The sequence below is a fragment of the Rhizobium mongolense USDA 1844 genome (assembly GCF_000419765.1).
Taxonomy (GTDB): domain Bacteria; phylum Pseudomonadota; class Alphaproteobacteria; order Rhizobiales; family Rhizobiaceae; genus Rhizobium; species Rhizobium mongolense.
In genome coordinates, this window is sequence record NZ_ATTQ01000025.1 from 16,804 (window position 1) to 42,520 (window position 25,717).

The 25,717-nt window shown below is 58.0% G+C and carries 19 protein-coding genes and 2 pseudogenes; 5 read left to right on the forward strand and 16 right to left on the reverse strand.

The features are described from left to right. Nucleotides 1–2 precede the first annotated feature (2 nt). Nucleotides 3–245, forward strand: coding sequence for a hypothetical protein (locus tag A3C3_RS39680; protein ID WP_145611423.1), 243 nt, complete (start codon nt 3–5; stop codon nt 243–245). Here the strand turns inward: A3C3_RS39680 and A3C3_RS0131145 are convergent. From A3C3_RS0131145 to repC (A3C3_RS44140), 3 genes and pseudogenes are all read right to left on the reverse strand, one after another. Next, a complete protein-coding gene (locus tag A3C3_RS0131145; RefSeq protein ID WP_022718476.1) occupies nt 242–580 on the reverse strand; it encodes a hypothetical protein in 339 nt (112 codons plus the stop codon). The two genes, A3C3_RS39680 and A3C3_RS0131145, sit on opposite strands and share 4 nt — an antisense overlap. A gap of 224 nt (nt 581–804) precedes the next feature. Further along, nucleotides 805–1,836: an IS110 family RNA-guided transposase gene (locus tag A3C3_RS0131150; protein ID WP_022718477.1), complete on the reverse strand. Its 1,032-nt coding sequence runs from the start codon at nt 1,834–1,836 to the stop codon at nt 805–807. 115 nt (nt 1,837–1,951) lie between these two features. After that, nucleotides 1,952–2,083 (reverse strand): annotated as a pseudogene (gene repC, locus A3C3_RS44140) (replication initiation protein RepC); the annotation flags it as partial. Nucleotides 2,084–2,547: 464 nt separating this feature from the next. Here repC (A3C3_RS44140) and A3C3_RS41855 point away from each other — a divergent pair. Then, nucleotides 2,548–3,031 (forward strand): annotated as a pseudogene (locus tag A3C3_RS41855) (ProQ/FINO family protein). 645 nt (nt 3,032–3,676) lie between these two features. Here the strand turns inward: A3C3_RS41855 and repC (A3C3_RS0131160) are convergent. The 4 genes from repC (A3C3_RS0131160) to A3C3_RS0131175 all read right to left on the reverse strand — a co-directional run bounded on the left by repC (A3C3_RS0131160) (nt 3,677) and on the right by A3C3_RS0131175 (nt 8,802). Beyond that, nucleotides 3,677–4,891 (reverse strand): plasmid replication protein RepC, encoded by a 1,215-nt coding sequence (gene repC, locus A3C3_RS0131160; RefSeq protein ID WP_022718478.1) that lies wholly within the window; start codon nt 4,889–4,891, stop codon nt 3,677–3,679. Nucleotides 4,892–5,049: 158 nt separating this feature from the next. Further along, nucleotides 5,050–6,066 carry a plasmid partitioning protein RepB gene (gene repB, locus A3C3_RS0131165; protein WP_022718479.1) on the reverse strand — a complete coding sequence of 339 codons (1,017 nt, stop codon included), beginning with the start codon at nt 6,064–6,066 and terminating at the stop codon, nt 5,050–5,052. Further along, nucleotides 6,063–7,277, reverse strand: a complete 1,215-nt coding sequence (gene repA / locus A3C3_RS0131170) for a plasmid partitioning protein RepA (RefSeq protein WP_022718480.1) — start codon at nt 7,275–7,277, stop codon at nt 6,063–6,065. Before repA ends, repB begins: the two co-directional genes overlap by 4 nt. 376 nt (nt 7,278–7,653) lie before the next feature. Continuing rightward, nucleotides 7,654–8,802 carry a tyrosine-type recombinase/integrase gene (locus A3C3_RS0131175; protein WP_028740156.1) on the reverse strand — a complete coding sequence of 383 codons (1,149 nt, stop codon included), beginning with the start codon at nt 8,800–8,802 and terminating at the stop codon, nt 7,654–7,656. Nucleotides 8,803–8,990: 188 nt separating this feature from the next. On the opposite strand from A3C3_RS0131175, the gene A3C3_RS0131180 reads away from it, so the two are divergent. After that, nucleotides 8,991–10,133 (forward strand): RHE_PE00001 family protein, encoded by a 1,143-nt coding sequence (locus A3C3_RS0131180; protein ID WP_022718482.1) that lies wholly within the window; start codon nt 8,991–8,993, stop codon nt 10,131–10,133. Nucleotides 10,134–10,275: 142 nt separating this feature from the next. Here A3C3_RS0131180 and A3C3_RS0131185 read toward each other — a convergent pair whose 3' ends face one another. Next, nucleotides 10,276–11,991 (reverse strand): amidohydrolase family protein, encoded by a 1,716-nt coding sequence (locus A3C3_RS0131185; RefSeq protein WP_022718483.1) that lies wholly within the window; start codon nt 11,989–11,991, stop codon nt 10,276–10,278. 66 nt (nt 11,992–12,057) lie between these two features. Between A3C3_RS0131185 and A3C3_RS0131190 the strand changes: the two genes are divergently transcribed. Next, complete coding sequence (locus tag A3C3_RS0131190; RefSeq protein ID WP_022718484.1) at nt 12,058–12,381, forward strand: hypothetical protein; 324 nt, start codon at nt 12,058–12,060, stop codon at nt 12,379–12,381. A gap of 232 nt (nt 12,382–12,613) precedes the next feature. After that, on the forward strand, nt 12,614–13,435 hold the full coding sequence (locus A3C3_RS0131195) for a hypothetical protein (RefSeq protein ID WP_145611425.1): 822 nt from the start codon (nt 12,614–12,616) through the stop codon (nt 13,433–13,435). A gap of 3 nt (nt 13,436–13,438) precedes the next feature. On the opposite strand, the gene A3C3_RS0131200 is transcribed toward A3C3_RS0131195, so the two are convergent. The 8 genes from A3C3_RS0131200 to A3C3_RS0131235 form a co-directional block, all read right to left on the reverse strand. Continuing rightward, complete coding sequence (locus A3C3_RS0131200; protein WP_145611426.1) at nt 13,439–14,119, reverse strand: hypothetical protein; 681 nt, start codon at nt 14,117–14,119, stop codon at nt 13,439–13,441. Nucleotides 14,120–14,796: 677 nt separating this feature from the next. Further along, nucleotides 14,797–16,377, reverse strand: coding sequence for a DUF3732 domain-containing protein (locus A3C3_RS0131205; protein ID WP_245278816.1), 1,581 nt, complete (start codon nt 16,375–16,377; stop codon nt 14,797–14,799). Between the two features lie 356 nt (nt 16,378–16,733). Next, a complete protein-coding gene (locus A3C3_RS0131210) occupies nt 16,734–17,243 on the reverse strand; it encodes a three component ABC system middle component (protein ID WP_007539562.1) in 510 nt (169 codons plus the stop codon). A gap of 2 nt (nt 17,244–17,245) precedes the next feature. Continuing rightward, entirely contained in the window at nt 17,246–18,487 is a 1,242-nt protein-coding gene (locus tag A3C3_RS0131215) for an ABC-three component system protein (RefSeq protein WP_022718488.1), read from the reverse strand. A gap of 105 nt (nt 18,488–18,592) precedes the next feature. Next, on the reverse strand, nt 18,593–18,964 hold the full coding sequence (locus tag A3C3_RS0131220; RefSeq protein ID WP_028740159.1) for a hypothetical protein: 372 nt from the start codon (nt 18,962–18,964) through the stop codon (nt 18,593–18,595). Nucleotides 18,965–19,229: 265 nt separating this feature from the next. Beyond that, nucleotides 19,230–21,713, reverse strand: a complete 2,484-nt coding sequence (locus tag A3C3_RS0131225) for a DEAD/DEAH box helicase family protein (protein ID WP_022718489.1) — start codon at nt 21,711–21,713, stop codon at nt 19,230–19,232. 368 nt (nt 21,714–22,081) lie between these two features. After that, on the reverse strand, nt 22,082–23,863 hold the full coding sequence (locus tag A3C3_RS0131230) for an ATP-dependent helicase (RefSeq protein WP_022718490.1): 1,782 nt from the start codon (nt 23,861–23,863) through the stop codon (nt 22,082–22,084). Then, nucleotides 23,853–25,643, reverse strand: a complete 1,791-nt coding sequence (locus tag A3C3_RS0131235; RefSeq protein ID WP_022718491.1) for an ATP-dependent nuclease — start codon at nt 25,641–25,643, stop codon at nt 23,853–23,855. Before A3C3_RS0131235 ends, A3C3_RS0131230 begins: the two co-directional genes overlap by 11 nt. Nucleotides 25,644–25,717: the final 74 nt, after the last annotated feature.

Sequence of the window (25,717 nt, forward strand, 5' to 3'; positions counted from 1 at the left end):
CCGTGAAACAAAAATTGTCATCTGGTGCCCAGAAGGTCGCTGCAGCAGCCAAGGCTCGTCCTGCAGAGACGAGGTGGTCGTTGATTGGAGCCGCGGTTGGCGCAGTCCTTGGTCTGCTCGTCGGAGGTGTTGGGATCGCGGCCATGGGCGGCGCTGCAGGTGTGCCGGCAGCCGTTATCCTGGCGCTGGTCGGCGGGATCGTTGGCAACAGGTACGGAATCAGCAAGGATCGTCCGATCCTTTAGAACCGCTTCATGATGGCCTGTAGTTCGGTGTCGAGGTCCAGGTCGTTGAAGCGCTGCGGGTAAAGGGTCTGCCCGATACGCAGGACACAGATCCCGACTTGCGCCGTCGTGCGCAGCGCCGACCGTAGCGGCAGCCCGTCACCGTGAAGATAGACGGCTTCAATATGAACTTCGCCGTTCTCCCGACGGATCGTCGACGACATCGAGAATCCTTTTTCGTTCGGATGGGCGCCAAAATCTATGAGCTGCTCGTATAGCGTCTCGTATGCGGTGGAGACCTTGCCATCTGCATCCTGCATATGTGGAACGGCCCGCTTGGCAAGATATTTCCTCATGTGTTTCCCCGATAAGGACGGTGCGGTCATATGTCCGGCCTGTTTTCTGGCCTTTCAGCCATGGCCACGATGAGATCCGCGGAGCAAATCGCCTAATCAGCTTCTCGCGCTGCAACGCGCTAGCGATTTTGCGGTCTGATTTGCTTCGGGATGTCGTCCCGTTGGGTCATCACAATTGGCACCTTGCCTGCCTCTCCGACAGATCGGTCGGAAAGCTCGTATGTTTAGGCTTGGGCGATCATTTTCGTTTCCCGATAGCTATCGCCTCGAACGAGAAGAGCCCAGATGATGCGCGCGATCTTGTTTGCGAGTGCGACGGCAATAACCTTGAACGGGCGGCGCAACATCATGGCCGCTATCCAGGGTGATAGCTGGAGGCCACGACGAGCGACCTTGAGAACCGACGTCGCTCCAGCGACAAGCAGCGTTCGCAGTTGCTGGTTTCCGCGCTTTGAGATGGAACCTATCCGTTCCTTTCCTCCGCTGGAGCGCGCGCGTGGGGTCAACCCAATCCAGGCAGCGAAATCTCGACCGGTTCGGAAACCAGCGGGATCCGGCACAACTGCTCGAACGGTCGCCGCAATGATCGGCCCCACGCCGGGAATCGCTGTCAGGCGCCGAGCGCAGTCGTCCTTCCTCACCGCTTCAAGGATTTTCCGATCGAGCCTTTCAATGCGTCCCGTCACGGTCTCGATTTGCTCGACGAGCTCTTCCAAAGCCATTCGCGCTGCACCCGGCAATCTCAGATCACTATCGTCGCGCACTATGGCGGCAAGGCTGATGATTCCGACCAGACCGGTCGACCTGACAATGCCCAGTTCGGCAAGATGAGCTCTCAAGGCATTGATTGCTTGAGTGCGCTGACGGATGAGCAAATCTCGCGCTTTGAGCACCATTCCGGCAGCCTGCTCGTCCTGCGTTTTTGCCGGTACGTAACGCATGGTCGGCCGGGTGACTGCCTCGCAAATAGCTTCGGCGTCTGCGGCGTCAGTTTTATTGCGTTTGACGTAGGCCTTCACGTATGCGGGCGGCATCATCCGAACCGTATGCCCCAGGGCCTGAATTTCCCGAGCCCAAAAATGCGCACTGCCACAGGCTTCCATCCCTACGAGGCAAGGCCGCAGTGTGCGAAAGAAGTCCAGCACCTGCGATCGACGCAGTGCGCGACGTATGATCACGTCTCCTTCTTCGGCTATGCCATGAACCTGAAAAACGGATTTGGCCAGATCGAGCCCGACTGTGGTAATCTTCTTCATGGAGCGGTCCTTCTTCTTTGTGGCGTTTCAACACGACCACGTTAGGCACTTGATGCCGTTTGAGAAGGGCCGTTCCACCTCATCAGTTTCGGGTCGACTGGCCTGTCAGCCATCACTATGCTCGCTTCGCTCCAAATGCATGAGTCCGCGCCAGGGCCATCAGCATCGGTCCGAGGGAAAATTCACCCCGGCGCGCCTTGGCCGTCAGATCCCGCAGATAACCACCCGCCGAATTGAGATGCCCCGCGTATTACGTGACAGTTGGATAAGCGACCAAGGCATAGTTTGCAGGAGCACAATCGTTCCGATTGGTCGGCCGGCCAGGTGAATCTCAGAATCAATTGAGTTCCGCTCCGACACCTCTCACGCAGGCGCCGTCGAAACGTTGCGCGAATTCCGCTTGCATCGAAGGAGACGGCGGTGGTCCCAAACTTTCTTCCGGGCGAAAACTTCTCGGGGACGTCTATGGGACCGACGAAGCCGACCCAAGAAGTGGCACGCCCGTGCTATTAGTCCGCACGCGATATTTGGTCAGAACGGCGCACCCTCCCCTCGATAGTCGAGTTGCCGCCGAAAACTTTCATACAACCTGCCTTGCCAATGCGCGTGCTTGGATGCAATTACTCACCACGACGAGACCCAAAACGCGTCGACGGAACCGAGAGGTCCAGCTCCATCTTTTTGTGGGAAGCGTTACCCGAGAGGACTGTTATGAAGCCCTGGACGGCCGGCCGTGGCCCTATCGCAGCAACGGAAACCGATGTCGCAAAAGGCAAGCGTGATCAATGCGCTGATGACATCCCCGGCCGCAATATTCCCCAAAAAGGCCGGCGACCCGATACTTCCGTTTTCGATCGGCTTGTTCGAAGTGCTGAAAAGCCGTTTGAAGCCCGACGTTGGGGCGACCGTCCTGAGGCGCGCAGTCGCTGCCTATGTTCATTCAAAGCGATACTATTTCGCGAGCGCCCAGCCGGCCGCCATGCGGCATGATTTTGACGGTGAGGTGGTTGAGCCGGTCTCGGCGGCAGATCGAATGCTGGCGCAGGAGCGCTTCATGACCTTGAAGCGAGACAAAGAACCACCCTCACCTGCTGCCGTTGCGGACAATGTCGCGGCGGCAATACCAAGCAAAAATGAAATGATCCGCGCCGCCCTACTTTCACGCAAAAGAGATCCGGGGGCGGCTCCTTACTAACTACTCTCTCGCATCCTACGCGCGTCGACATGTTTGAAGTTAGGCGCGCCTAACTCACAGACACTCATCATGTGTGCGCCCAAATGCGCGCTTCTTGCATCTCTCGCGTCATTTCGTGGCGTCGAATGGCAATGATCAAGCCGCATCTTAAACGCAAATAAGCGTCGGATCCCATGCTGTGCTCGCAACGAAGACAGACGAGTTAGCGCGCCTAACTTCGCACGATAGAGCAGGTGACCCCGCCTGCAGCTCAACCTGCGCACTATTCAGGTGACCCGCATACCCGGCCACCTTGTCTCCCATCGGAGGTGCCGACCCCGATGGGCTGATGAAATCTTCCGTCTCGCTAGCGGAACTCATTCGCAAGGATCCCAGGCCGTTCGCCGACGCCAATACTGGCGCCGCTCCTGAGTTGCCATGATCGCCGCGCTGGATCCAATGTTCTCAGCTCTTTGCGAAGTCCTTATTACTCGAACGAAGCAACCTCGACGCTTCGTTGGGGTGCGCCGACCGAACACTTGAAGCACGGGAAACTCCGCATTTCTATATTGGCCCCGGTTCGACATCTCGCGCGCTGCACTTTTGAAACACAACGCACCTGGGAGAATTGGTGAGGCGGCTCCCGGCACAATGGGGACCCTGTGGTTAGGCGCGCCTAACTGCCCCCCCACTGTTCGCCTTCAGCTGCGCCATGACCATCGGCCCGAGTGAAAACTCTCCTCGTTCCCAGCGCCGCGTCAAGTCGCGCAGATAGCCGCCAGGCGAGGTGATAAAGTTGGCCCTCTCCAGAATACAGGCGATCGCGATTGCCGCATTTTCCGGTCCCATCCCATCGCAAGCATCTTGATAAGCCGATGGGCTGACACCCAGCATAGATCTGACCACAACCGCAGCCGACATCAGATCACGCCAGCCTCCCACCGCACCGCCTTGTCCATAGTCGCAAATCTGCGGGCAAGCCTTCAGCACAACAGCCAACGGGAAGGATGTGCTCGCCAGACGCGGCGTCAAATCAGTTCTACCCGACTTCGCCCCCTGCTCTTTTTCAGAGCTAGGTTCAAGTTCACGGATGGATTCGGGTTTTGAATTCTGTATGTGGCGCTCATTATGAGCATCATTGGTGCAAATAATCTCGGTTTCTTCGTGAATATTCAGACGGCTGAGCACTTCAGCATAAAGCAACTGCATCTCGTCGAGCAGGCTGTCCACGTCGGCGCGCGATGGTGTGCGGGGGAGGCGCGCCGTCAGATTGATGTAGATGTCTTCAATCGCTTGCCAGTCGCTCTCCGCGCCTTCCTCGATGGCAGCGCTGATCAACTTGCGGACGTCCCTCCGGCATATTGTTAGCGTCTCCTTGGCCCTTCTGAATGCAATGCGGGCAGCCACGACCTCCTGCGCCATCAGAGCAAGTTCCTCAGCCCGCGCTAGAAGCGGGGACAGGTCGAAGCCGAAGGCGGTCTCGATATCGCCATCACGATCCTTCCGCGCAAATCTCTTTCCGTTGGCGCTGTCTTTTCGCACAATCAGACCGGCGTCGACGAGGATTGCAAGATGGCGCCGAAGCGTGGCCCCCGCAATGCCGTGGGCGCGGAGTGTCAACTGGGCATTCGAAGGGAAGACAATCATCTGCCCGTCCTGACGAAGTTCATTGGTCGGAAGGAACGTTAAGAGCGCATCCAGGATGGCGACGCTGCGATCCTGAAGGCCAAGCATCTCCCGGGCTTCAGCAACATCTCGGAAGACCTTCCATTTCTCGACAGACTTACCAGGCTTGATCTCGTTCGCGGCCACCTGCCGCTTCACGAGGGCAAGCGTCATCGACCGCCGCCCAAACGGCGTCGTCACACTTCCCGTATGCATCGTCTTTCACCTTTCAGAAGGCAAAAGAAATCCGCTCACCAAAACGGCGCCAAGACTCTTGACGAAGATTCATGGAAATGCGATTCTCTGTCTTGCTACAGAACAGATAAGGGCTTCCACGACGGCGACGTTGAGGGGGCTCTTTTCTTTTGCGGGTTTCACTCCGTGGTTCGTTTATCCAGCGTGCTATTTGCTGAGCGGTGCTCGCGATACAGTTCCTCAAGCTTCTCCAGGACGAGCGCGGCAAACTCAGGCGCTTCTTTCCGGTCGATGGCGATTTCCAGTTTCCCGTCCGTGTTCAGCACTTTCGCAAGGCGCTTTCCGTCGTCGGCGGTCCACACGTCAACAGCCACCGGAGCTGCCCGCGGTTTCAAGTGCGCGACAACAGCCTTGAAGCGTGCCTCCGAGGGGAGGGACTTAACCTGCGCCGATTCGAGAAACAGCTTGGCCAAGTCGAGCGATCCGTCCTTGGCAAGCAGGTCTGCGAGCTCAACCCAGCTCCGTCGCCCCACACCTGGGGCAGCACCGATTGCATTGATCAGATCCCGGGGGATCCTGACCACGACAGACAGCATGTAGGACAGATCGCTCTTATAGACAGACAGGGCTGACATGATGACGTCCCTGGAAAAGCGCTGTTGCAGATTGTCGGCGAAGAGGGCTTTCTCGATATAGGTAAGATCCTCGCGCTCGTTGTTCTCCTGTCCCTGCGCCACAACGAGTTGCTCGTCCGTCAAATCGCGAACGATCGCCTTGACCGGCCGTTCAAGCGCCTGAACGGCGCGAAGCCGACGGTGACCAAATGCCACTTGATAGCGGCCGGCCTGGTCCGGGTGAGGGCGGACAAGAATCGGTACCTGCTGACCTTGCTCCTTTATCGAACTAATCAGCCCGTCGATATCGCCGGACATGCGGTCTTGCACAAAGGAAGGCTCGACCTCGGCTGGGTCGATCTCGATCACAGTCTGGCCCTCGGCAAGTCGCCGTTCGATCTCGTCTGCACGGGCCTGACGGGCCTTCTCCTCGCGGATCGTGGACCCGACCTGCTTGACAAGCTTGTTGTCCGCCGTGGATTCGTCAGACTGCACAGACGGCGAAAGCAGCGGCCGACCCTGTGTCTTTGCCGGACGCGCTGCATCGACCTGTACGAGGTTCAGAAGGTTCTTCCGGCTCATGCGGTTCTCCCCCAGGATTTCTTGATCAGGGTTTCGATTTCCTCGTTGACGTTGTTCATCGCCTCGAGGGCACGATCGTATGTGCTGCGCGTAAACTGACCTCTCTCGATCTCGTAAAGCGTCTGGTTGGTCAGTCCGGCATCAGAAACGGCCGTGGTCTTGAGCATTGGGAAATTTAAGACGTGGGAACCAAAGATCGACCGCAAATAGCCCACCATCTGGTTCTGCGGTCCATCGGCAGGCTCAAAGCGCGTAATCAGGTAGCGCATCCATGAAAAGTCGACGTTTCCCCCCGCTGTGGCGACCTCCCGAAGAAGCTCGGCCACCATCGCCAGGAACTGGTTCATCGACATAACGTCCAGCATCTGGGGATGAACCGTCACGATCACCGACGTGGCCGCGGTGAGGGCGGACAGCGTGAGATAGCCAAGTTGCGGCGGGCAGTCGATGACGACCACATCGTAGTTGCTTTCGACCTCGTCCAAAACCTGGCGAACCCGGTCGAAAAACATCACATCGCCCACTTGGCGCTTCATCAACGCTCGCGGGGTATCGTGCTCAAACTCCATAAGCTCCAGATTTCCCGGGATCAGGTGGAGATCGGGAATGTATGTCGAGCGGATGATCTCTTGGATGGGCCTGCGCTCGTCATCATAGCGAATAGCGCCGTACATGGTTTCGTTGGAACCGACATCCAGTTCGGGCTGGTTGCCAAAGAGCGCCGAAAGGCTCGCTTGAGGGTCCAGATCGAGAGCAAGGACCCGGTACCCCCGCAGTCCCAGATACTGCGCCAGGTGCGCGGCCGTTGTGGTTTTGCCGGAGCCACCCTTGAAATTCATAACCGATATGACTTGCAGGGCTTCACCATCGCGCCGGTGCGGAAGATACCGCCTGTCAGCGCGGCCGACACGATCGAGATGCCTGCGGATCTTGTCGATGTCTTCGACCGAATACGAGCGGCGGCCGCCCGCCGTCGTGCTCACCTCAAGATCCTCGATGTCGTTCGACACCTGACGAAGGTAGACTTCCTTGACACCCACGAGCTTCGCAGCTTCTGATGGCTGGAAATGCCGAATCCCTTTCTCGGCAACCGGTGGGAATGTGCTCAGGTGATGTGCTTGAAGCTGCGTCGCAAGCGCTGAGGAGTGCCGTTCGATGAGCTCGACCAACGTCTCCTGTGCCGCTAATTTCTTTTCAGCCGTTCGCTTCATTTTGAGCCCGATATTTCACAACAGCGCTTTGAGGCGGTCAAAACCGATTTGTACCGCTGTTGCAATAGGCCCCGATTCTGGCGAGTGGGCAAGCTATATATGGTAAATGAATTCTTAACGAACCTGCTGGTCTTAAAGGCAAATCGGCTCTCTTCACCCACAAATACCAAGCGAAACAAGCGTTTGACGTATTTGAACGCACATACGAAAATCCCCTCAAAAAAATAGTTGAGAATACAGACGCATGGCTCGTTCTCACTCGTCGCTGCTTACTTTCGGCCGGTGGCCAAAGCGACTCAGTGAAGGCGAGTGTTCAGACGCCACCATTATTCGACTTCAAAGGCGCCGCGGACAGGAAGTGAGAAAACAAAAATGACTATGACAACAATCGCGCGGCGCGCCCGGTCCGTCGGGTCGCGCTGTTATAATAGCTTGACGCCTGCTGCACGGATCGATGGCGAGACTGCTCCATAGCTTCAGGCAGAGGAACTCCGCGGTTGGCGGCCTCCGTCAGGTAGCCCGACCGCAGCCCATGCGCCGAAAACTCCCCAGGATCCAGCCCAGCCATCTCCGCCCGCTGCTTCAGGATGGCATTGACCGACTGCGGATCGAGTGCTCGCCGCGAAACAGTCCCCCAACGCCCGATCGCCCGAAACACGCTGCCGCTCTCGATCTTTGCGGCTGCCAGCCAGGCGTTCAACGCCTCCACCGGCCGGCCGGTCAGGTAGACGACCTCGTCCTGCTCGCCGGAGGTGGTTTTGGTGCGGCCGAGATGGATGGCAAGAGAGGGGAGGGGAGAGCCATCCGGCATCTCGATCGGGGGCTCGACAGCTAGCTGTTCGCGGCGCAGCCCCGCGATCTCGCTACGTCGGCGTCCGCCTGATGCGAAGGCGACCATCAGGATCGCACGGTCGCGGACATCGCGCAGACTGTCTGTCGCGCAGGTCGCCAGCAGTGTTGCCAGCACGTCGCCGGTAACCGCCTTGGTGCTCTTGCGACGCCGCGTCCGGGGGACGGCGCGAACGGCGAGGCGAATGGCTGATTTGAGGGCAGGGGAGGCGAAGGCGCCATCGACGCCCCGCCACTTCGTCAGCGTCGACCAGTTCGCCAGCCGCCGGCGCACCGTCGATGGCGCGTGAGGTCCGATGGACTTGAGAAACTGTTGCCGAAGCTTTTCGTCGACGGTGGTGGGCATCCCATGATCGGCATCCGTCTCGCGGCGTTGCGGGTCCCAGAGGTGATGGGCGACGAATTTCAAAAGCAGCGCTTCGGGCGCCGGCCAGGGCAGGGATCGTCCGGTGGCGGCCAATCCCCAGGCTTCGAGATAGGCCAGATCCGAGGTCAGCGCCCGCAGCGTATTGTCGCCCATGCCCTGGTTGACGAGATGACGCAGCGTCTCGACGTCCTGGTCGGTGAGCAGCTCGGCCAGTTCGTCGCGGCGCTCGATCGGCAGCACGGCAGCAATGGTGTCGAGCTCCTCGGCCCGGCGCTCCACGGCGGTCAGTGATGTCTTGGATTTGGCCACGGACGCTCCAAAATGGCGGGTATCGGCGGCCTTGTAGCCGTCCTTTGAGACGATTCTGGGTGATTTGCGACTCCAGATCAACTACCATCGATAAACGTTTGTTATCGATGGTAGATAATCTAACTGATGATCGTACCATGTGAAGAACAGTACCTTCCCACTAGAGTTCGTTTAGAAAATCATTTACCATGATTTCAATGGCTTATGATCTCGCGAAAATCAGCATGACAGCCCTGATGCGACCGGCTTTCGACGCGGCTATTGCCCTGACGCGTCTGGACGAGCGCCTCGCCCGTTCTCCAGTCGGGCAGGGATGGATCGAGCGCACCCATTTCGCCGACGCCTGTGCCTCGCTGTGGATCGACGGCGAACTCGTCCACCTGGAAGACCTCGTCCTCCATGACGCCACCCGCGATATTCGCACACCCACCCATGAGCTGACAATCGCCCGCGACGTCCTGCGCACCCGTCGGCGTATCGCTGCTCAACTCCCCGGCTGGGCCCTGTCGGCCGACGGCGTTCGGGCGCTGCGAAAGACCGCGGAGATCACGTCGGCAGGCACTGATGAGGCGCGGGCGACCGGCGCCATCCAACGCTCAGTTGCGAACGATCCGGAAGGGGAGGGGGACGACGCCGACCACGTCGAAAATCTCCCCGGCGTGGACTATGCCGCCATCGACGCGGTGCTGGCCCGGTCGGAGGCAGCCATTGAGCACGCGAAGAATTCGGGCCGCGCGAGAAGCGCTCCGGAAAAAGATCCATTCGTCTACGATCTCGACTGGGACGAGGATGCCCGTCTCGACGAATGGCGCGGCGTGCTGCGCCAGGCCGAAAACTTGCCGGCAGTGCTGCAGGCCATCGTCGCTCTTGATGCCTGGAACGAATTGTCCGTGCTGCAGCATGCGCCCTGGCTGGGCCGGCTGCTATCCGCCTCACTCCTGCGCCAAGCCGGCATCACCACCGGCGCGCATGTCCCGGCGATCAATCTGGGTCTCAAAACCATTCCCGTCGATCGGCGCCGCCATCATGATCGGGAGACCCGGTTGCTCGCGATTGCCAATGGATTTTTGGTGGCCGCCGAGATCGGCATGAAAGAACATGACCGGCTCACGCTGGCGAAAACGATGATGGACCGAAAACTCGAGGGGCGCCGGACATCTTCAAAGCTGCCGGAACTGGTTGAACTGGTGATGGCGACACCGCTGGTATCGGCCGGGATGGTGGCGAAGACGCTGGGCGTCACGCCGCAGGCGGCGCGGCGGATTGTTTTGGAACTGGGCCTGCGCGAGATGACGGGGAGGGGGAGGTTTCGGGCGTGGGGAGTAATGTGATCGAGCTGGACCATTTGCGTTCATCGTCCGGCATGCACTGGCTCAATCGCAAAACCATTATTGACGAGCGTCCAAGTCGCTGTAGTGAACGCGATAATCCAAGTTGATCACGCGGCCCAGAATTGCTTTGGAGCGATCTACATTACCGCCCCCAAATTTCTGCTAGTAGCCGCGGTGATGCGGAGGGCAGTCGAGATGCGTCAAGGCCATTCTTTCGATAGTAAGAAAGGAGACGGTTCCGCCCCCGACTTCCTCGCTCTAAGGGAAGGAAACGCAACGCGTTGCGACGGAAGATCTTGTCGCACGTGTCGTCCGAAAGCCCGCAGTCGTTTCTCAAAAACGCGTTAATGCTCGCGATGTAATAATCGTAGCCAGCTTCCTTACCCAGCATAATCCAATCACTTCCGTAGAGGATATGATCACAACCCGGATCGAACTCTGAAATCCACCTCTTGAAGGAGGTAGCAATGAACGCTCTCTGCTTCGGCTTGGCGGTCAGGACTTCTGACAAATAGCTTATATCCGCAACAACATTGCGCTGCGTGTTGGCCTTGATGTATTCGCCAAGCCGCCACTCCCAGCTGCCTTCAGGAAGCTGCAGGTCTTCCCGACCAGATGAGCGAGCATCAAACCTACCAAAATGCGCGATGCAGACCCTTAGGCTCGGAAACTCTCTGAAAACCGGGATCCAAAAAGCTGGATCTCCTCGCTTTTCATAATTGGGGCCAGAGCCATTCGACGAGTAACCGTGTGCAAGGATCGGCGCATCAAGATCGACGCAAAGCTTGTAGAGATCCTTTAAGACACCATCCAATTCCTTGTCGGGATAGAATCCAAGCGCATCCACGGTTCGCTTCGGGTAAGGCGGCTTGTTCCCCGAGGGGCGGAAACCCATCGGTGGGTAAAGCTTAACGCCGATGAACCCATGATCCTCAAGGGCCTCTCTCGCAGTGGTGAGTGAGCTCAGTTTGGTCTTATTGGCCCGAAAGGCGACCTCCCTAAGTGGATCGAAGCCCATATAGCCATGAACGACTGGCCCGGCTTTCTTCCTTGCCATCCTCTGTGCAATGACGTCCATAACGACCATTTGGCGACGCAGGGGAGAATTATCGACCGTTTCGTAAAGCCACATGTCGTAATCGACCAGCGCCGGTGTCAGCATGATGGGGTTAAACCCCTGCTGCGTCGTATCCGAAATCAGCCTTTCGACCAGGACGTGGCGGTAAAGTCGAAAGAGACTGAACCAGTTCAGGTATCGACTGACCGGACCAAGACTTGAGAAGGCGCGTTGGCTGGCACTTCGAGCCACAGTGAGCGTGACCGTAGTGTCGGCGCGGAGCTGTCGAACCTGGTCCCCCAGTATGTAGTTCAGGAATTTATCTTCGGAAGCTGGCTGGCGCTTTTCCTGCTCTTCGGCGGACATCAGGCTAAGCCGTTCTCGACGTCGCCGATCAACCATGAGCAAGAACTGCGCTGTATCCTCACTCGCAGCAGCTCGAGCCTTTTCGGGTGATAGGGCATTTTTTTCCTCACCCGTGCCATCTTTCAGGTAGGCAATTTCTTCGTCGGCAGTGGGCGCCCTGTCCGCTCCCAGCAAATGAAGAAACAATTGAAGTGTCCAGTCCGTGACATCAGGGTCTGGAATAGCCAGCATTCGATAAGCTTGCTTAGGGTAATCCTCGAAAACGACTTGCCGTAGAAATCGAACAGCTGGGAGGTCAGAAGCGTTGAACACATGGCAGTGGGCGTCGATGATCGTGACATTCCCACCTATGGTGGACGGACTCTCCGGTGTGCATCCTGTAGCCAGAGCGACAGCCGACAGCGACGCATGCGTCAGAAAATCACGACGTAACATGAAAGGCCCCTCAACCCACATGAAGATGCAATCATAAGATGATCGTTTGTGCAAGATCCTTGTCGAATGGTTGCTTCTATCTTCACGGTGGTTCCTCCGCCGCCGCTCATATTTGCCAAGACGAGGAAGGGGGCGAAGGCGAACTACGTCTGGACGACCAACGGCGGCAAGGTGAACCTCTACACCCACGGAGACGGCGGCGGCGAGAGCATCACCTACGAGAAGGCGCGCGGCGTCGCCGAGGACAGCGGCGTCGCCGAGGACAGCGGCGTCATCGAGGCCGCCTTTGATGGAAACCACGGCTGGTTCTCGCGCAACCGCTCGAGCGCTCCGGTGACGGTAACGATTAGGACGGACGGCGCCTATAGCGACATTAAGCAAGTGATGTGATCCGACCATCGTCTCCAATGAAGGGGTCTGGCTCTCGAGCGGGCCGGATCCCGGCAGCGAGTACCCTCGTTCGCGAAGCGACGCCGCCCCGTCCAAACTGCGCATGACAACCTATGCACCGATGGTGCTATGATGATTTCCTCCCCGCCGATTGCTATGGATCATCGGAACGGAATGGCGGACATATGGCAAAGCGGATATCGGACTGCGGCAGGCGCACAGAATTGCCAATATGACGCCCGACAAGCGCACGGCGTTCATAGCCGAAGGCCTGCCTATACTGCTGGAAAGCGCACGCGGCCTCTATGCCGCGTCGCAGAGAGTCTCGGACATGTCCCGTGAGTCCAGTGTACTGAAGGGCCATGCGGAAGAGGAGGCGGCCAAGATCCTCATCCTCATGGACATCGTCCGCTGCCCCAAAAAGCGCATCGCCGGCAGGATCGGGACGCTGATGGGCTGGTACTATGACCATCTTTCGCGGCTTCTATATGCAGAGGCCTGTCAATGGCGGCCAATCGATTTAAAAGAATTGCGCGGGATCATCGATCGTCGGCGCGTGACGCACTACCTCGAAGGCGGCATGGGCGAATTCATCGCACCGAACGATCTAATCTACCAGCGGGAAACCCGCCTCTATGCCGACATCGAAGGCCTAGATGACGGCACCTTGCAGTGGGTCGCACCTGGTGGCTATACCAGTATGTTCGATTTCAAGCCGAATGCATTGGTCGTCGCGGAGGCTCTGGCCGCTTTCGGCGCATTCACAGTCGATGGGCTGAACATCCTCTCGGCGGTCTGGAACGAGGTGGATTTCCAGGACGATACAAGCTGTCACGAAAGTGACCGCCTGATCGAGGCGACCCTGGACCAGCTGGTCGCGCGGAGACTGGCCTCCGATGAAGCTACGAACGATCATGTGACAAGTCTCTATCAACGTTGGCAGATGCCACTCTATGCGCTCGACATGAAAGCCAAAGCGGTGGAACGGACGGCACTGGAAGCCGAACAGGAACGTATGCTCTGGGCCGAAGTGGGCAGCGCGAACGACTATTGAGCCTCAGCGTTTCAGGGGACCCATCGCAGCATAGACTTCAGGAAATTCGCTTTCCAGCAATGCCTCTTTCATTTCGATGAGGCCTTGCAGCGTGCGTATCGTGTCCTTGCTGACGGTGCTCAGGCTGTGGGCGATCACGATGCCAAGCAGCATGCCGAAATCGAGACACGCTAACAGCGACCTATCGTATTCGAGCGCGCCCTGACCATGGAGACCCGTCAAGTCCACCTGAATATGCGTGCCAATATCTCTCGGGGTCTGTATGTGCTTATGGATCGATCGCGGATTGGGATGGGCTCCCCAGTCGATTGCCTGCTGGTAGGCTTGATTGATGACAGCCCCTTTTCCAGGATCTGCTTTGTCTATCGCGGCGGCTACATCTTTCACCGCCGACGTGAACCTCTTGCGCGCAGCTTTCATGTCGGCTTCCGTCTTCTCGCGGTCCAGCCACAAGCGCTCGACCGCTGTGTCCGATCTCATCAGATAACCATAGCACGCCGATTCCAAAGCCGTCCTTAGCAGCGGATAGATGGCAACAGCATGACCCGTCAGGGCCGTTGCGACGCTGCTTTGATAAAGCATGTAGCTGTTCAGGAGCAGGAATCCGGCCGTCGCCGTCAGGTCCTGCTCGCCTGACAGCAGTTCCTTCTGAAGAAAATCGCAGTAGCGCTCGACGCCGACCACGAGTGGCGAAGGCTCCGCCATAGCCTCGGCGACATTTTCCTGAGCGAGACGGATATACTCACGGAAGCCTTGTTCGGACTTGAATAACATATAATCGCTCTGTCAACTCGGTCGTATTGCGAAGACCCTAGCGCAATCCTATGTAAAGCAAAGGAGCGTTTAGCCTAACAGGCTTAACAGGTGCGGGGGCCGTTCCCGCAGCGGCGCTCTGTGCCGTTGGCCTCTTCCTTCTTCTGCCCCTCATCGGGGTGCAATTCTACCTGTTCATGAATCTAGAGAGAAAGGGTACGCCTATGACCACAGAGACGACAACGCTAACGACCGGAACCAACCAACTTTGGAATGCAACCTTGCAGACTATCGTGGCCTTCGGCACGGGCGCCGCGTCAGGGCTTACCCTGTTAGGCTAAAAGCTTTGAACATCACGGCGGCGACATCAGGGAAAGCCACCATGACCAATTCGTGTAGTCCGTCCGCGATAGCAGATGCCGAATTTCAGCATCGAAGGATCAATCTCTGCGACGGCGTGATCGGTATTCATCTATCTGGCGATCGATCTCCGCCTCGGCCGCAGCGCAGCTCTCCGCGAGAGTCGGTCTCTATTTTTTTGAAAAAGCCGCGGAAATTTGGCTCATTGGGTTTGCGTGTGGGTGACAATACTATCCCCACCGGTTGAGTTAGGTTGAGCGAAGCCAACTGAGGGGAACGAGTTTAATATTATCTCGCCACCGTTGGACGGTAGAATCCCGGAACCAGTCTTCCAAAAGTTCGACGTGGTCCATAACGATGATTTGCATGTTGGGGTAGTGCTCTGCGCAATACTCGAAGAGTAGCCGATAGAGCCTCGCGACGGCCGCCTGATCTTCGTCTCCCTTGCCATCGATTTCGCCAACGTCTCGTTCGGGCGGGTAATGCGCTTGAGACGGCTGATCGAGCATCAGGAATGCCGGGACCGGTCGATTCCGAGCACGGAACAAGCCGTGCATCGCGAGATGTGCAGCGACATGGTATCCGACCCAGTTTTCGCCACTTCCAATTTGAGGCAATGCCAGGGGGCCGTCTATAGTGTCGGCGACGACCGTAAGGTTCTTGCGGTCGAGGCGTAGAGGGTTGTCGCCATGTTCGAGTTCCAGCAATCTTGCGTACCGGGTGAGGTCGCGCCCGACGATGCCCAATGCAGTTGTGAGCCTCTCCTCGAGCGCCTCTTGATCAAGCAGTTGCTCAAGCTCGGACACTTCGGCTCGGGCCCGCGCGATCGCAAGCCGGATACCCTCGTCGGAGGCGACAGTTCTTGCATTCTCGAGATAATATCCAATTCGGCCGGCGGTTCGAGCCTGCTCGGTGAACTGGTCTTGCTCGATCCGAAGTCGCTCGTTTTCGGATATTCGAGTGAGGATGTCGGCCTGGACGGTCTTTAACTGATCTTCGAGTGTGTTCCGACGTGACTCAAGGTCCGCCTGCCTTGCCTGCAGGCGCGGATTGTCCCGACGCACCGATTGCAGTTGCCCCTCAAGTGCAGTGAGCGACTTACGCACATCGCTAACAGACGGAATGGGTGTGGCCAGATGACTGTCGCAAAGGGGACACGTCGCGGCATCGCCGCTGTCGTCGGCGAGCAAGCCAATTGACGCCAGCCGCGCTTGTTGCTCTCTGGCCTCGACCTGAAATTCTGAAGCCTCGCGTTCAAGCCGCTGAACGTCTGCAATCTCTTCGCGCACCTCTTGCAGTTCGCCACGCAGCCGCCGCCGGCGGTTCTCCAGATCGGTCAGGTCCGCGGCGGGATCGTCGTTGCGGGCGTAGGCAAGCTCTCGGGGTGCGGCAGCGCTTGCCAGTAGGGCGCGAAGGTCAGCTGTAGAGTCAGCCAGTACGTCCGGGGCTAGAAGGCCAACGCGTTTGGCTTCCTGCAGCAGTGACTGGGCAGTGCCAGATGCTTCATTTGCCAGGGCCCGAGCTTCGGCATATTCACGCTCGAGCCTGCGCAATCGCGCTCGAGCTTCATCGTAGCGCATGCGTTGAAGGTAGTGATCCTCACCCATCGCGCCGACGAAGTAAGGCAACGTATCCTTGATGTGCGAAGGGATAAATTGTTCGCCCTGCCGATGAAAAAGAAGGCGGCGACTTGCTATCTCGTCTTGGGCTTGTAGGCAAAAGAAGATTGCCTGGCTAGCCGAGGCTTCCAGCGGTGCCCGCGTCGATCCGGGCTCCGGCACGTGCTTGTTTTCCGCTATGCCCAGTACCATTGAAAGCTGGGCACGCAAGCCATCGGCGGTGACGTTCTTTACGAAGGGCTGCGGCGTGTCTGGAAATCCCTCAACACCCCGCTCGAAAAAGATTTCGTCGCTGGCTTTTCCGGCTGGTCCCGGATTTTTGCGCGCTATGAGGATTCCTTCGCCGTCGCGATCGAGGAGGATCGAGAACCAGGAGACGCTGCGCCGAATTTCGCCCTCGGGGATAGTACATTCGCCCCGTCCCCAACAGTAGTCAACGATATCGAGTAACGCCGACTTTCCCGTCTTTGAAGCACCGGTGACAATGTTCAGACGACCGAGAACAAAGTCGACGTCGCGGCGCTCACCGCTATGGGAATAAATTGCGACGGCGCGCAACTGCAATGTCATGGCGTCACACCCATGGTTTGAAGAATCTGAACCGGCGCGCCCTGATTGGCGAACCATCGGCCCAACAGCGCGGCTGCGCGACGGATGTCGTCGACGTCAGATGTCGAGGTTGGTGTTTGTGCCGAGAGCTTCATCGGTTTTTGCCCTGTCCGCAATCCTTCGGCGCCCACTACCAGTGCCTTGTGCTGAGCAAGGAACAGCAAAGCCTCCCGGCTGATCGGACGGAGGCGCAAAGTGCGGTCCGGTAGCTCGGCGATAACCGCTTCATTTTCTGCCGACCAGGTCGCAAAAGTCGTATTGGCCCTGCCGGGCAGAACTGCAAGGGTTGGAGGGTGTAGTAGTAACGGCAGAACGACAAAGGCAAGCGGAAGGGGAAATGCTGAAGCTCGAATTCGCTCATAATCCTTGACGGCACGAGCAATCAGTTCGCCGCAAAATGCCGGGTTGAGAAGTGCTGCTTCCTCGGAGGGACGATCGCGCCACGCGAGGCTCCATCGTGACGCCACTGCTAGACCTCCTCGGTTGCGCAGGCCGTCTCGTAGTCCGGGTGCCAGCCGACACGCAGCTCGTTGGCCAGAATGTGATAAGAGCCGACCGTCAAAAAGCGGTGAGTGATGGTCCGGAACGGGAAACGGGCGTCAGCTTCCACCCAGCTATACAGTTCCTGCCCAGCTTGGCGGTATCCCAAATCGGTCATTCCGCCATCTCCGATTTTATCGCGCATCTGCTGAAAGCGCGGTTGCCATTCCTCGATGAGAGTCATCTCGTATCGCGCGATCTCGCCATCGAAGACCAGATGCTCGCGAACCCATTTGGATCTCTGGGTAAACGCGCGGTAGTAGTCGCGCTTAGCATATTCGATTCGATTTCCACCAACGCCGATCGCCTTCAATTGGCGGACAAATGCGCGCCTTTCGTAGTCGGCGATCTCGTCCGTTGTGGGATCAACATGCTCCTGGTCTGCGACCAAAGCATCCCGTTTCAAGCCATCGCGTATGTCGTCGAGCTTTGTTTCTAGCTCCAACACGGAGATTGATTCCACAGGGCTCGCCATAAGTGCTCTGCAAACGCGTGGCCACCACCAGCCCTCCAGTCGCTCGCGGGCAACACCTGCCTGACCCCGAGGCGCAAGCATTCGCAAGTCGTTCTCGATGGTCTTGTCCAGATCAGTGACGAGAGGTTGATTGTCAAGGATTTCGACCGAGCTCAGTAGGGAGGCACGCATTGTTGGGCTGAGAGCCATGAAAGCGGCGTAAGCTGCCTTCAATTCTTGATTTCCCCCCGCCTCAGCGACGGCAACCAGCAGCGCAGCAGCAGCCTTGGGATCGCGTGTTTTTCCTTCGGAGTAGGCGCCAGGCGGAAGGAGCATGGCAGCTGCGCTATCGCTTGGCGCGCGACCGGTTGTCACCAAAGCCAGGCGGGTACGCGCGGGAAGTGTCGGATCTTTCGCAGTAGCCTCACTCCAGACGCGAAGTGTCTTCCAAAGGTCGACGCTTTTGTCCGTGAGACTTGCGATACGATCGATGTGGTGCTTGGCCTGAAGAAGCTCCAGCGGTGTTCCATCTCTCTCGAATGAAACATCGTCCAGCCTTTCGATGCCTACCTCTACGCCCGCATCGGCATTCACGTGCCTCAGACACAGCGCTAGAGCCAATCGGGCCTGATAAAGATAACCTGATGCGGATGGAGCTGCGCTGAAGTTCGTAGATGCAATGGCCAAGCTAATCCCCCTAGGGTTGAGCTTAACCATTTTTTCTTGAACAGCAATCTCGCGCCAGTAATTTGTGCGTTCCCAAGAACAAAGCGCACAGAAAAACGGTCCGCACTCACTGCCAAAGACAGTGGTACAGACCGTCTAACGTCGACGGCTGAGCCTTTCGTGCTCCGCAATCAGGTAGATCAAGTAACTTCGTGTAAGATTGCAGAAAAGCCTGGCCTCGTCGAGATTGAGGGGCTTTCCCTCCAGCATATCGGTACCGTGTCTAATCTGGCCTCCTTTGGGTGATGAAAGATAGCCATGCAGGCTAAGCAGTAACGACAGACTCTGGTCTTGATGCCCGTCGGTTGATTCCCGTTCCTTGAGCTCGCGAATAATATTGTTGAAATATGACTGTTGGATCGACCCAGCCGCGAGCCCTGGGTCTCGAAAAGCCGTGGAAATTGTTTCCAGCAGCCACAGAACTGCTTGAACAGCCTCGACCGCGAAGTCGATCGTCGAGGCGTCCACCGGTCAAATATCCGTTGGTCCGACGACGCTGACAAGCGTTCCGCCCCGCCGGATCAACCCTAATCGGTCAAACCATGACGAGCCAGGCTTGGCGTCGCACAGGAGCTAAAACGCCAGAGTGGCACGCCCGGCCCGCTTGGCACCATGACGGGACCATCCTCATTTTGGCACGCATAGGAGGAGAATCCGCTGGCCGGGCGGCCAGTTGACAGCCGCCCAAAATTGCGCCGGCTGCGCTGCAACCCCGCGCGATCGCGTGCCGGTCCTATCCTTCCTTATTATGTTTCATCGGAACGGAATATTGCTGCAGGAAAGTTGTCGGCGTGAAGCTGTGGGTCGTCAGAAGCTGACCGATGCGCTGGACGTCGTTGAGGACATTGGCGTCTCCGAGAGCTTTTGCGAAATCAAGCAATGCGTTGCGCAGCTTCTCAAGTTGCTTTTCGGTCATGACCCGGGCGCCCTCGATCACCGCCGCTCCCGGACCGACATGTTTCAACGGGTGAATGATCAGCACGTGTTTCGGCACGGTCTTTGTATATTTCTCCTCGAACCAGTCGATCGCTTGGCCCAACTGCCCAAGATCATCCTTGGATATTCCCTTTTCGGATTTCGCACCGTTCTTGCATTCGATGACGACAAGCTCGCCATTGGAAAAGGCCAAAAGGTTGTCCGGTCCCTTTTCGAAAGAGATCTCCGGCCGCTGCGACCCCATCCCGAGCAAGCGTCCCATGGCCATGATGGCGCCCTCGAACTCGTTGTTGGTGTCGGGCGCAAACTGCAAGTCCTCGACGAGACTCTTGAAATGGAGAATCCGATCGGTTGCTTCCAGGAAGCGATTCCGGTGATATTCTTGAACCGCGGCAGCCTGCTTGCCGGCAACCGGCGCCAGTTTCTGATAGGCAATGCCCTCGATGGGCTTCAAAACCTGCTGATTGAGCTTGTGCGCCGCCAGTAGTACCTTCTGCGCATTTCCCGGATCGATATGGTGAGCGATTTCCGCTTGCCTGACGAGCGCGAATGCTTTCGCGTCGTCATCATCGAGGGTGTTCCCGAGGGCCTTCAGGACCCCAACAGCACCGGGGTGATCGTTGATCCTTGCCAGGTCGAAGGCTTCGCGAATCCCGACCCCGACCGGGTCGAGCGAGAGGCCCGGTTCAACCTTGGCCTTGAGGAGCGCTTTCTTGGCAACCTTGACCCATTGGGGATCGCGATCGAGGCATTGCTGGATGACCTTTTTCAGGCCTGCCATGTCTGTGCCGTCGAGCTGTTTGGCCAAGCTCGTCGAGAGTTCGAGCTGCGCCTGCGTCGCGCCGGTCAGCATCTTGCGGCCTTCCGGAGACTTGATCCGGCTCGTGAGCTTCGCTCCACACAGGAGGACGACGCAATAGTCGTCGTTCGAGCGAACACCCCGCCCCATGCCTTGCTCGATGCGTTGCATTTGGCGGCGAAGTCCAGCCTTCGAATCCGCCAGAATGTTCATGTCGGACGCCTCACGAAACGAGGACACCTCCGGAAGATCGACAAGCGCGAGAACGCGGCAAGCATCTCCGGGCAGATCGATGCCGTCGTACCGGTTGATCAGGACAGTCAGGCCGACATGTCCCGCCCGCAATTTGTCGATGCCGACCGTCACCTTGTCGCCGATCAATATCTGGTCGGCGACATCAGCCCAATCCTCTGAAGCAGCCTTCGAAGGAACGATCACCACGACGTTCTCTTTTTTCGCGATGCTAACAAGCATCTTGCGAATGTCCGGTATCTCGATGTCGGGGTTGAGCTCTTGCGGCATCAGGATCATCCGCTCGCCCATGAACTGGGACGATACCGGAATGATCGGGTCAGGAAGCTTTTTGGAGTTCGCGCCGAAATGGGTGATCAGCACCGTATCGTCGGAGAGCGTCGCCGTCATGTAAATCCGGCGCTTTGCCTTCGAGAAGGATCGAAGCAGATCGGTGGGCGGGCAGATCGGCTCGATTTCGAGCGACTGGCCGCCAATGAAGCAACGGCAATAGGGAAGGATCTCGTGAAGCAGCGGGTAGCTGAACATCAGCTCGTCGTCGTCCTTGCTCTCATGCAGAACCTTGAGGATCTTGTCCTGCTTGTCCTTCCAGGCCCAGAACGGCACTTCCATGATGGCGCGGGGATCGCTTGCCTCTAGCGAGAGGAAGCGTGAATGGCTTTGTTTCTTGAGATCGCCGGAGACGATCTTCAGAATTTTACCGTAGGCTTCGTGGGTGTGCGGAAGCTTGATCCGGAATTGATCGGAAATCGTCGCGATCGAAGCATGGGCGTCGTCGACGATAACCGCGCCGATATTCAGTTTGACGTTCTCGACACCGAAAACCGATCGGCCGTTGAAGAGCTTGTGGACGGTCGTGACACAGATCTTCTGACCAGCGGCGAATGCCGCGTCGCGGGGATCCTCCACCACTTCTAGTCCAAGTGCGTTTGCTTCTTCGGTGACTTGGGAGACCAATTGATGATCAGGGCAAATATAAAGCGCAGGGCCAACACTCTCGTTGAGCGAGCTTTGCAGCAGGAGAAGCCCGACGAGCGTCTTGCCGCTGCCGACATTGAGCTTGATGACCGTGTCGCGCTGCTCACGCAGTTTGACCCAGGCCTTCATGACCTCCGTTTGGATATCGCGGGGGAATGCAAAGCGTTTATCTCGGTTGAGCGTCAGAAAAATGTCGCGAGGGTCGATGACCGGTGCTTCGTCGTCGTCCAGCAAGTCTTCAAAATTTACCAAATTTGCCTCCCAGCAGCGCTCCAATCGGTGGCCCACGCCGCATATATGCATCAACCTGAGATTTACCAATGACGGTTTCGATGCGTCCGTCTGACATTTTGTAATTAGGGCGCGTCAAAAAGCGCTGATCGACACGGGTAGGATTGGAAGAGGGACGCGGGCTTAAGTACGGTCAACAAGCCGCGGGAAGCGAGTGTCTTGAAGTGCCATGCTGAGGTCGAAGCTGCCAAGGTTCTTTTTCGACCGACATAATGCGTTGCCCAAGGAAGCTGATTTCGCATCGGATCGGAGGCCCGATGGGATTGTGCTCCTTCTCTCCGCTTGGGTTCGCCGGCGCAATATAACATTCCCGGTGCAACTGCGTATCGCTATTCTCGTTGGGTCCGGTCGAACAACTCTTGGACCCACGGCGAATGATGGTGCTCCTGAAACACGAGACATAGCTCCTTCCGTGGTCGAGTGACGCCAACGTAGAACGATCGGCGAGCCTCACGTATCCCCGCTTCCGTCCTGCGGTCTCGCTTGTTGGGAAAGTCGCTATTGTTGACGCCGTACATGATTACGGCGTCGAATTCGCGTCCCTTGGCGCTATGCAGGGTGCTCAGCGTAACGCGGCCGTCGGTATGCGCGCGCCCCGCAAATTGGGTAAGGGGTAGATCACCGCTCTTCGTCGGCTCCGTAGCCGAGATCATTTCGGCGCAGATTTCCCATTCCTGCTCAGCATTCCGTGCCAATGCCCGCCAGGGAGTGATCAGTTCACGATCGAACCGCCGAAGCCACGCGTGCGTGGTCACTGGTACGCCGATACAGCTTTCAAGAAATAGGACGAGCTGCCGCGATAAAGCGTCCTTTTCTGCTTCGCTCGCGAAACTACCAAACACCAGAGTCGTGGACTGAGATAGGAGGCGAGAGAAAGGCGGATCTGCATCATGCCACCCACCAGTCGCCCACCTGGCACAATCTTCGATAAAGCGTGCTAGCCGCGAGCTTCTTCGCACCAACGCGTTCGTGTCTGTTCGGACGAAGGGGATGCCTGCCTGTTTCAGAGATTCCGCAATCTTGTCCCCAAGCCAGGCAGCTCGGTAGAGCACCGCAATCTTGCCGTGAGCAGTTCCCCTAGAGACAAGATGCGGAATGATGGTCGTGGCGATCATGTCGGCCTGTGTGTCGAGCCCCATTGAAGCTGCCCAGAAGGAGATTTCTCCTTCGGGCGCTCCATCCACTTCCCGATAGTCTCTCTCCTCTCCGAGTGCACCCAGCGACGCCTTTATAAGTTTTCCGCCCGACCGATAGTTGAACCGTAACTTGATCGTCTCGACGTCCGCTCTTTGCGTCAGGCTTTCGAGGAGCTCCGGATTAGCACCGGCGAAGGTGTAGATCGACTGATCGGCGTCACCGACCGCAAAGAGCCGTATCCCGCCGCGAAAGCAAAGCAGGAGCACCAGCTCATGCAGGGCATATCCGAGATCCTGATACTCATCGACAAACAACACCGGGAAACGGGCCCAGATCGCCTCGCGGATCCAGGTGTTTTCCTTGATCATGCGGTACGCGAGGAGCGGCATGTCGTCAAAATCGATCAATCCCTGACGACGAAGTTCCCTCTCATAATGTTCGATGAAGGTCACAAGCTCCGGATTTTGGCCCAGCCACTCGGGACGTGTCCGGTCGACATCTCGCTTTCGCTTCTCGGATGCGAAGCCCCATCGGTCATGGGGATTCTCGCCCCCGTTTATGGCGGACTCATACGCGGCTTCCACCGCCGCCCGAGCCTGTGCCTTCGTCGCGATTTTCAGCTCCGCGGGAAGGCCGATCGAGACACAGCGCGCGTAGGGCGCGATGACCTGGCTCAGCGCGAAGCTGTGAACGGTCCCGATGAACGCCCTGTCGCCAGGCACGATGCCCAGTCCGGCGAGCCGCGTTTCAAGCTCGATTGCGCACTCATTATTGTAGGTGATGCAGGCGACACCACGCGGATCGACGACATCGTGCGAGAGGGTACGCGCCATGGCTGTCGTCAGAGTCTTGGTCTTCCCGCTGCCCGGCCCCGCGAGGACGACACAATGCCCAGTCTCCAAAACAGCCTTCAATTGCTCAGGATTCGCCTTAAGCTCCTCGATGGCTCGGAGCAGGACCTCGCTACTGGACACGGCCGACCACGTTCCGAATTGCGTTTTCGATGTACGGTGGCGGCGCCAGACCGGCCGATTTCTTTGCCAGTCGCGAGCTCAATCGACCTTTGCCGATGTCCGCGACCATCGCCAGCAGTTGCGCCGGATCGACCGCAGCACCCGATCTCCAATTGGCGATGCGCCTTGTGCGAATGGATCCGAAGCCTTGCTCGCTCAGGATATCGAGGAGGGGCGTGAGAAGCGCCGGTGTGCCTGCAACTGACACCTCGAACGTCTGCTCGTTCAGGAAGATTCCCGATCCCGCAGCTGTCGACGAGAGATCAGCGTACGGCTTCGCCTCCCAGGTAGCGCGTGCCTCTGCCGTCATTGGTGCGTTCCTTCGCACCGCCAGTATGTCCTGCCAGAGGTCGATGACCCGCTTCCGGCCCAGCGGGGGCTTGGGGGGCGTCGAGCCGTCCAGCGGATCCCAGTCGGTGATCACCGACCAGGGGATCCCGAGCGCCTCTGTGAGTTTGACATAGGGGCCGAAATTCGTACCCGCCACGTTGCAGACCGTGATGCCGAGGTCGTCCAGATTAAATCCGAGCGATGCGGCGAACACGGGGACAAGCGCTTCCTCGGCATCCCCCTCGACATGAATGACGCCGCGGGCGAACAGCATTTCCGCCCGCGTCGCATCAAGGTAGTTTTCCAGATCGTCCAGTTCCTCCGGCGTCACCGGAAGATTGGCGAGCGAGTAGGCCTGCGTGGCGCGGTCCCGCGTTCGTAGCTGAATGATCGATCGCAATGGTGTCACGGCCGCGAGGGTGGGCGAATGGCTCGTGACGACCAAGGTTTGGGCCGCACTGGCCTCATTCAGCAGCTTCTTGAAGACGGATCGCTGCAATTGCGGATGCAGATGGGCCTCCGGCTCCTCGATACAGAGTAGCGAGAAGTTTCGCTCGTTCTTTCGCCTGCGCCAGGCAAACTCTGCAAGCTTCAGCGCCAGTAGCGCGACGTTGGCTGAACCGAGGCTAGCTTCGGCAATTCCGCGCTTGCCGCCGTCGATGAACATCGCGATCGCCCGAAAGAGCCGCAACGGGTCGGACGGGGCAAATCGAAGTCGCGCATCGACATCATGCGCCTTGCCTGAAAGGTGAAGGATACCAGCGCGGAGTTCATCCTCGAGCGCCTTGATCGTAGGAAATGCCTCGAGGCTCTTTGTAGCTTTGTCGAGTTCCGCCGCAACGGCATCGAGATCGGCGCGGCTGATGCCAGCGACCGCTTCCTCAAGAAGATGCCGGATCGGCGACGTCCGCCAGGTAGCGAGCTGCCCCTCGGCGTCCCGCAAGGCATCCAGGACATCGATCGCTATGCGCCGACGGACTTTGCCCGGAACGGTGCGAGTCTCGACACCCCCGCCATACACCAGAAATTCGCAATCCTCGCTGGACTGCGCTGAGCCGGTAACCTCGGCCTTCTTTCGAAAGACGTAGCTGAGCCTCGCAACGCTCGGGTCGTCAGCAACGCGAAAATCTGTCAGGAGCGCAACGAGGGCCGGGTCGCCCGCGAAATCAGCTATATCGAGATGGACCTCGATCGGTTGGCTGAAGTCGGCCGGGCATCCGTCCCAGAAATCCGACAGCCGCAGTTGCCGCGCTGCATCCGGAAGTGCCGGGTCCAGGATCAGGCGGATCGCAAACAGAAGGTTGCTCTTTCCGATGCGATTTTCCCCGAGCAGCACGATATTGCCATGCAGCGGGATATCGACGAATTTGAAGTTTCTGAAATTCCTGATGCCTAGTTTACTGAGCCGCATTTCCGTTTATGCCCCGAGCCTCAATATCCAACGGCCAATCTTTGATAACAAAAGATTATTGCGCCTGAACTATT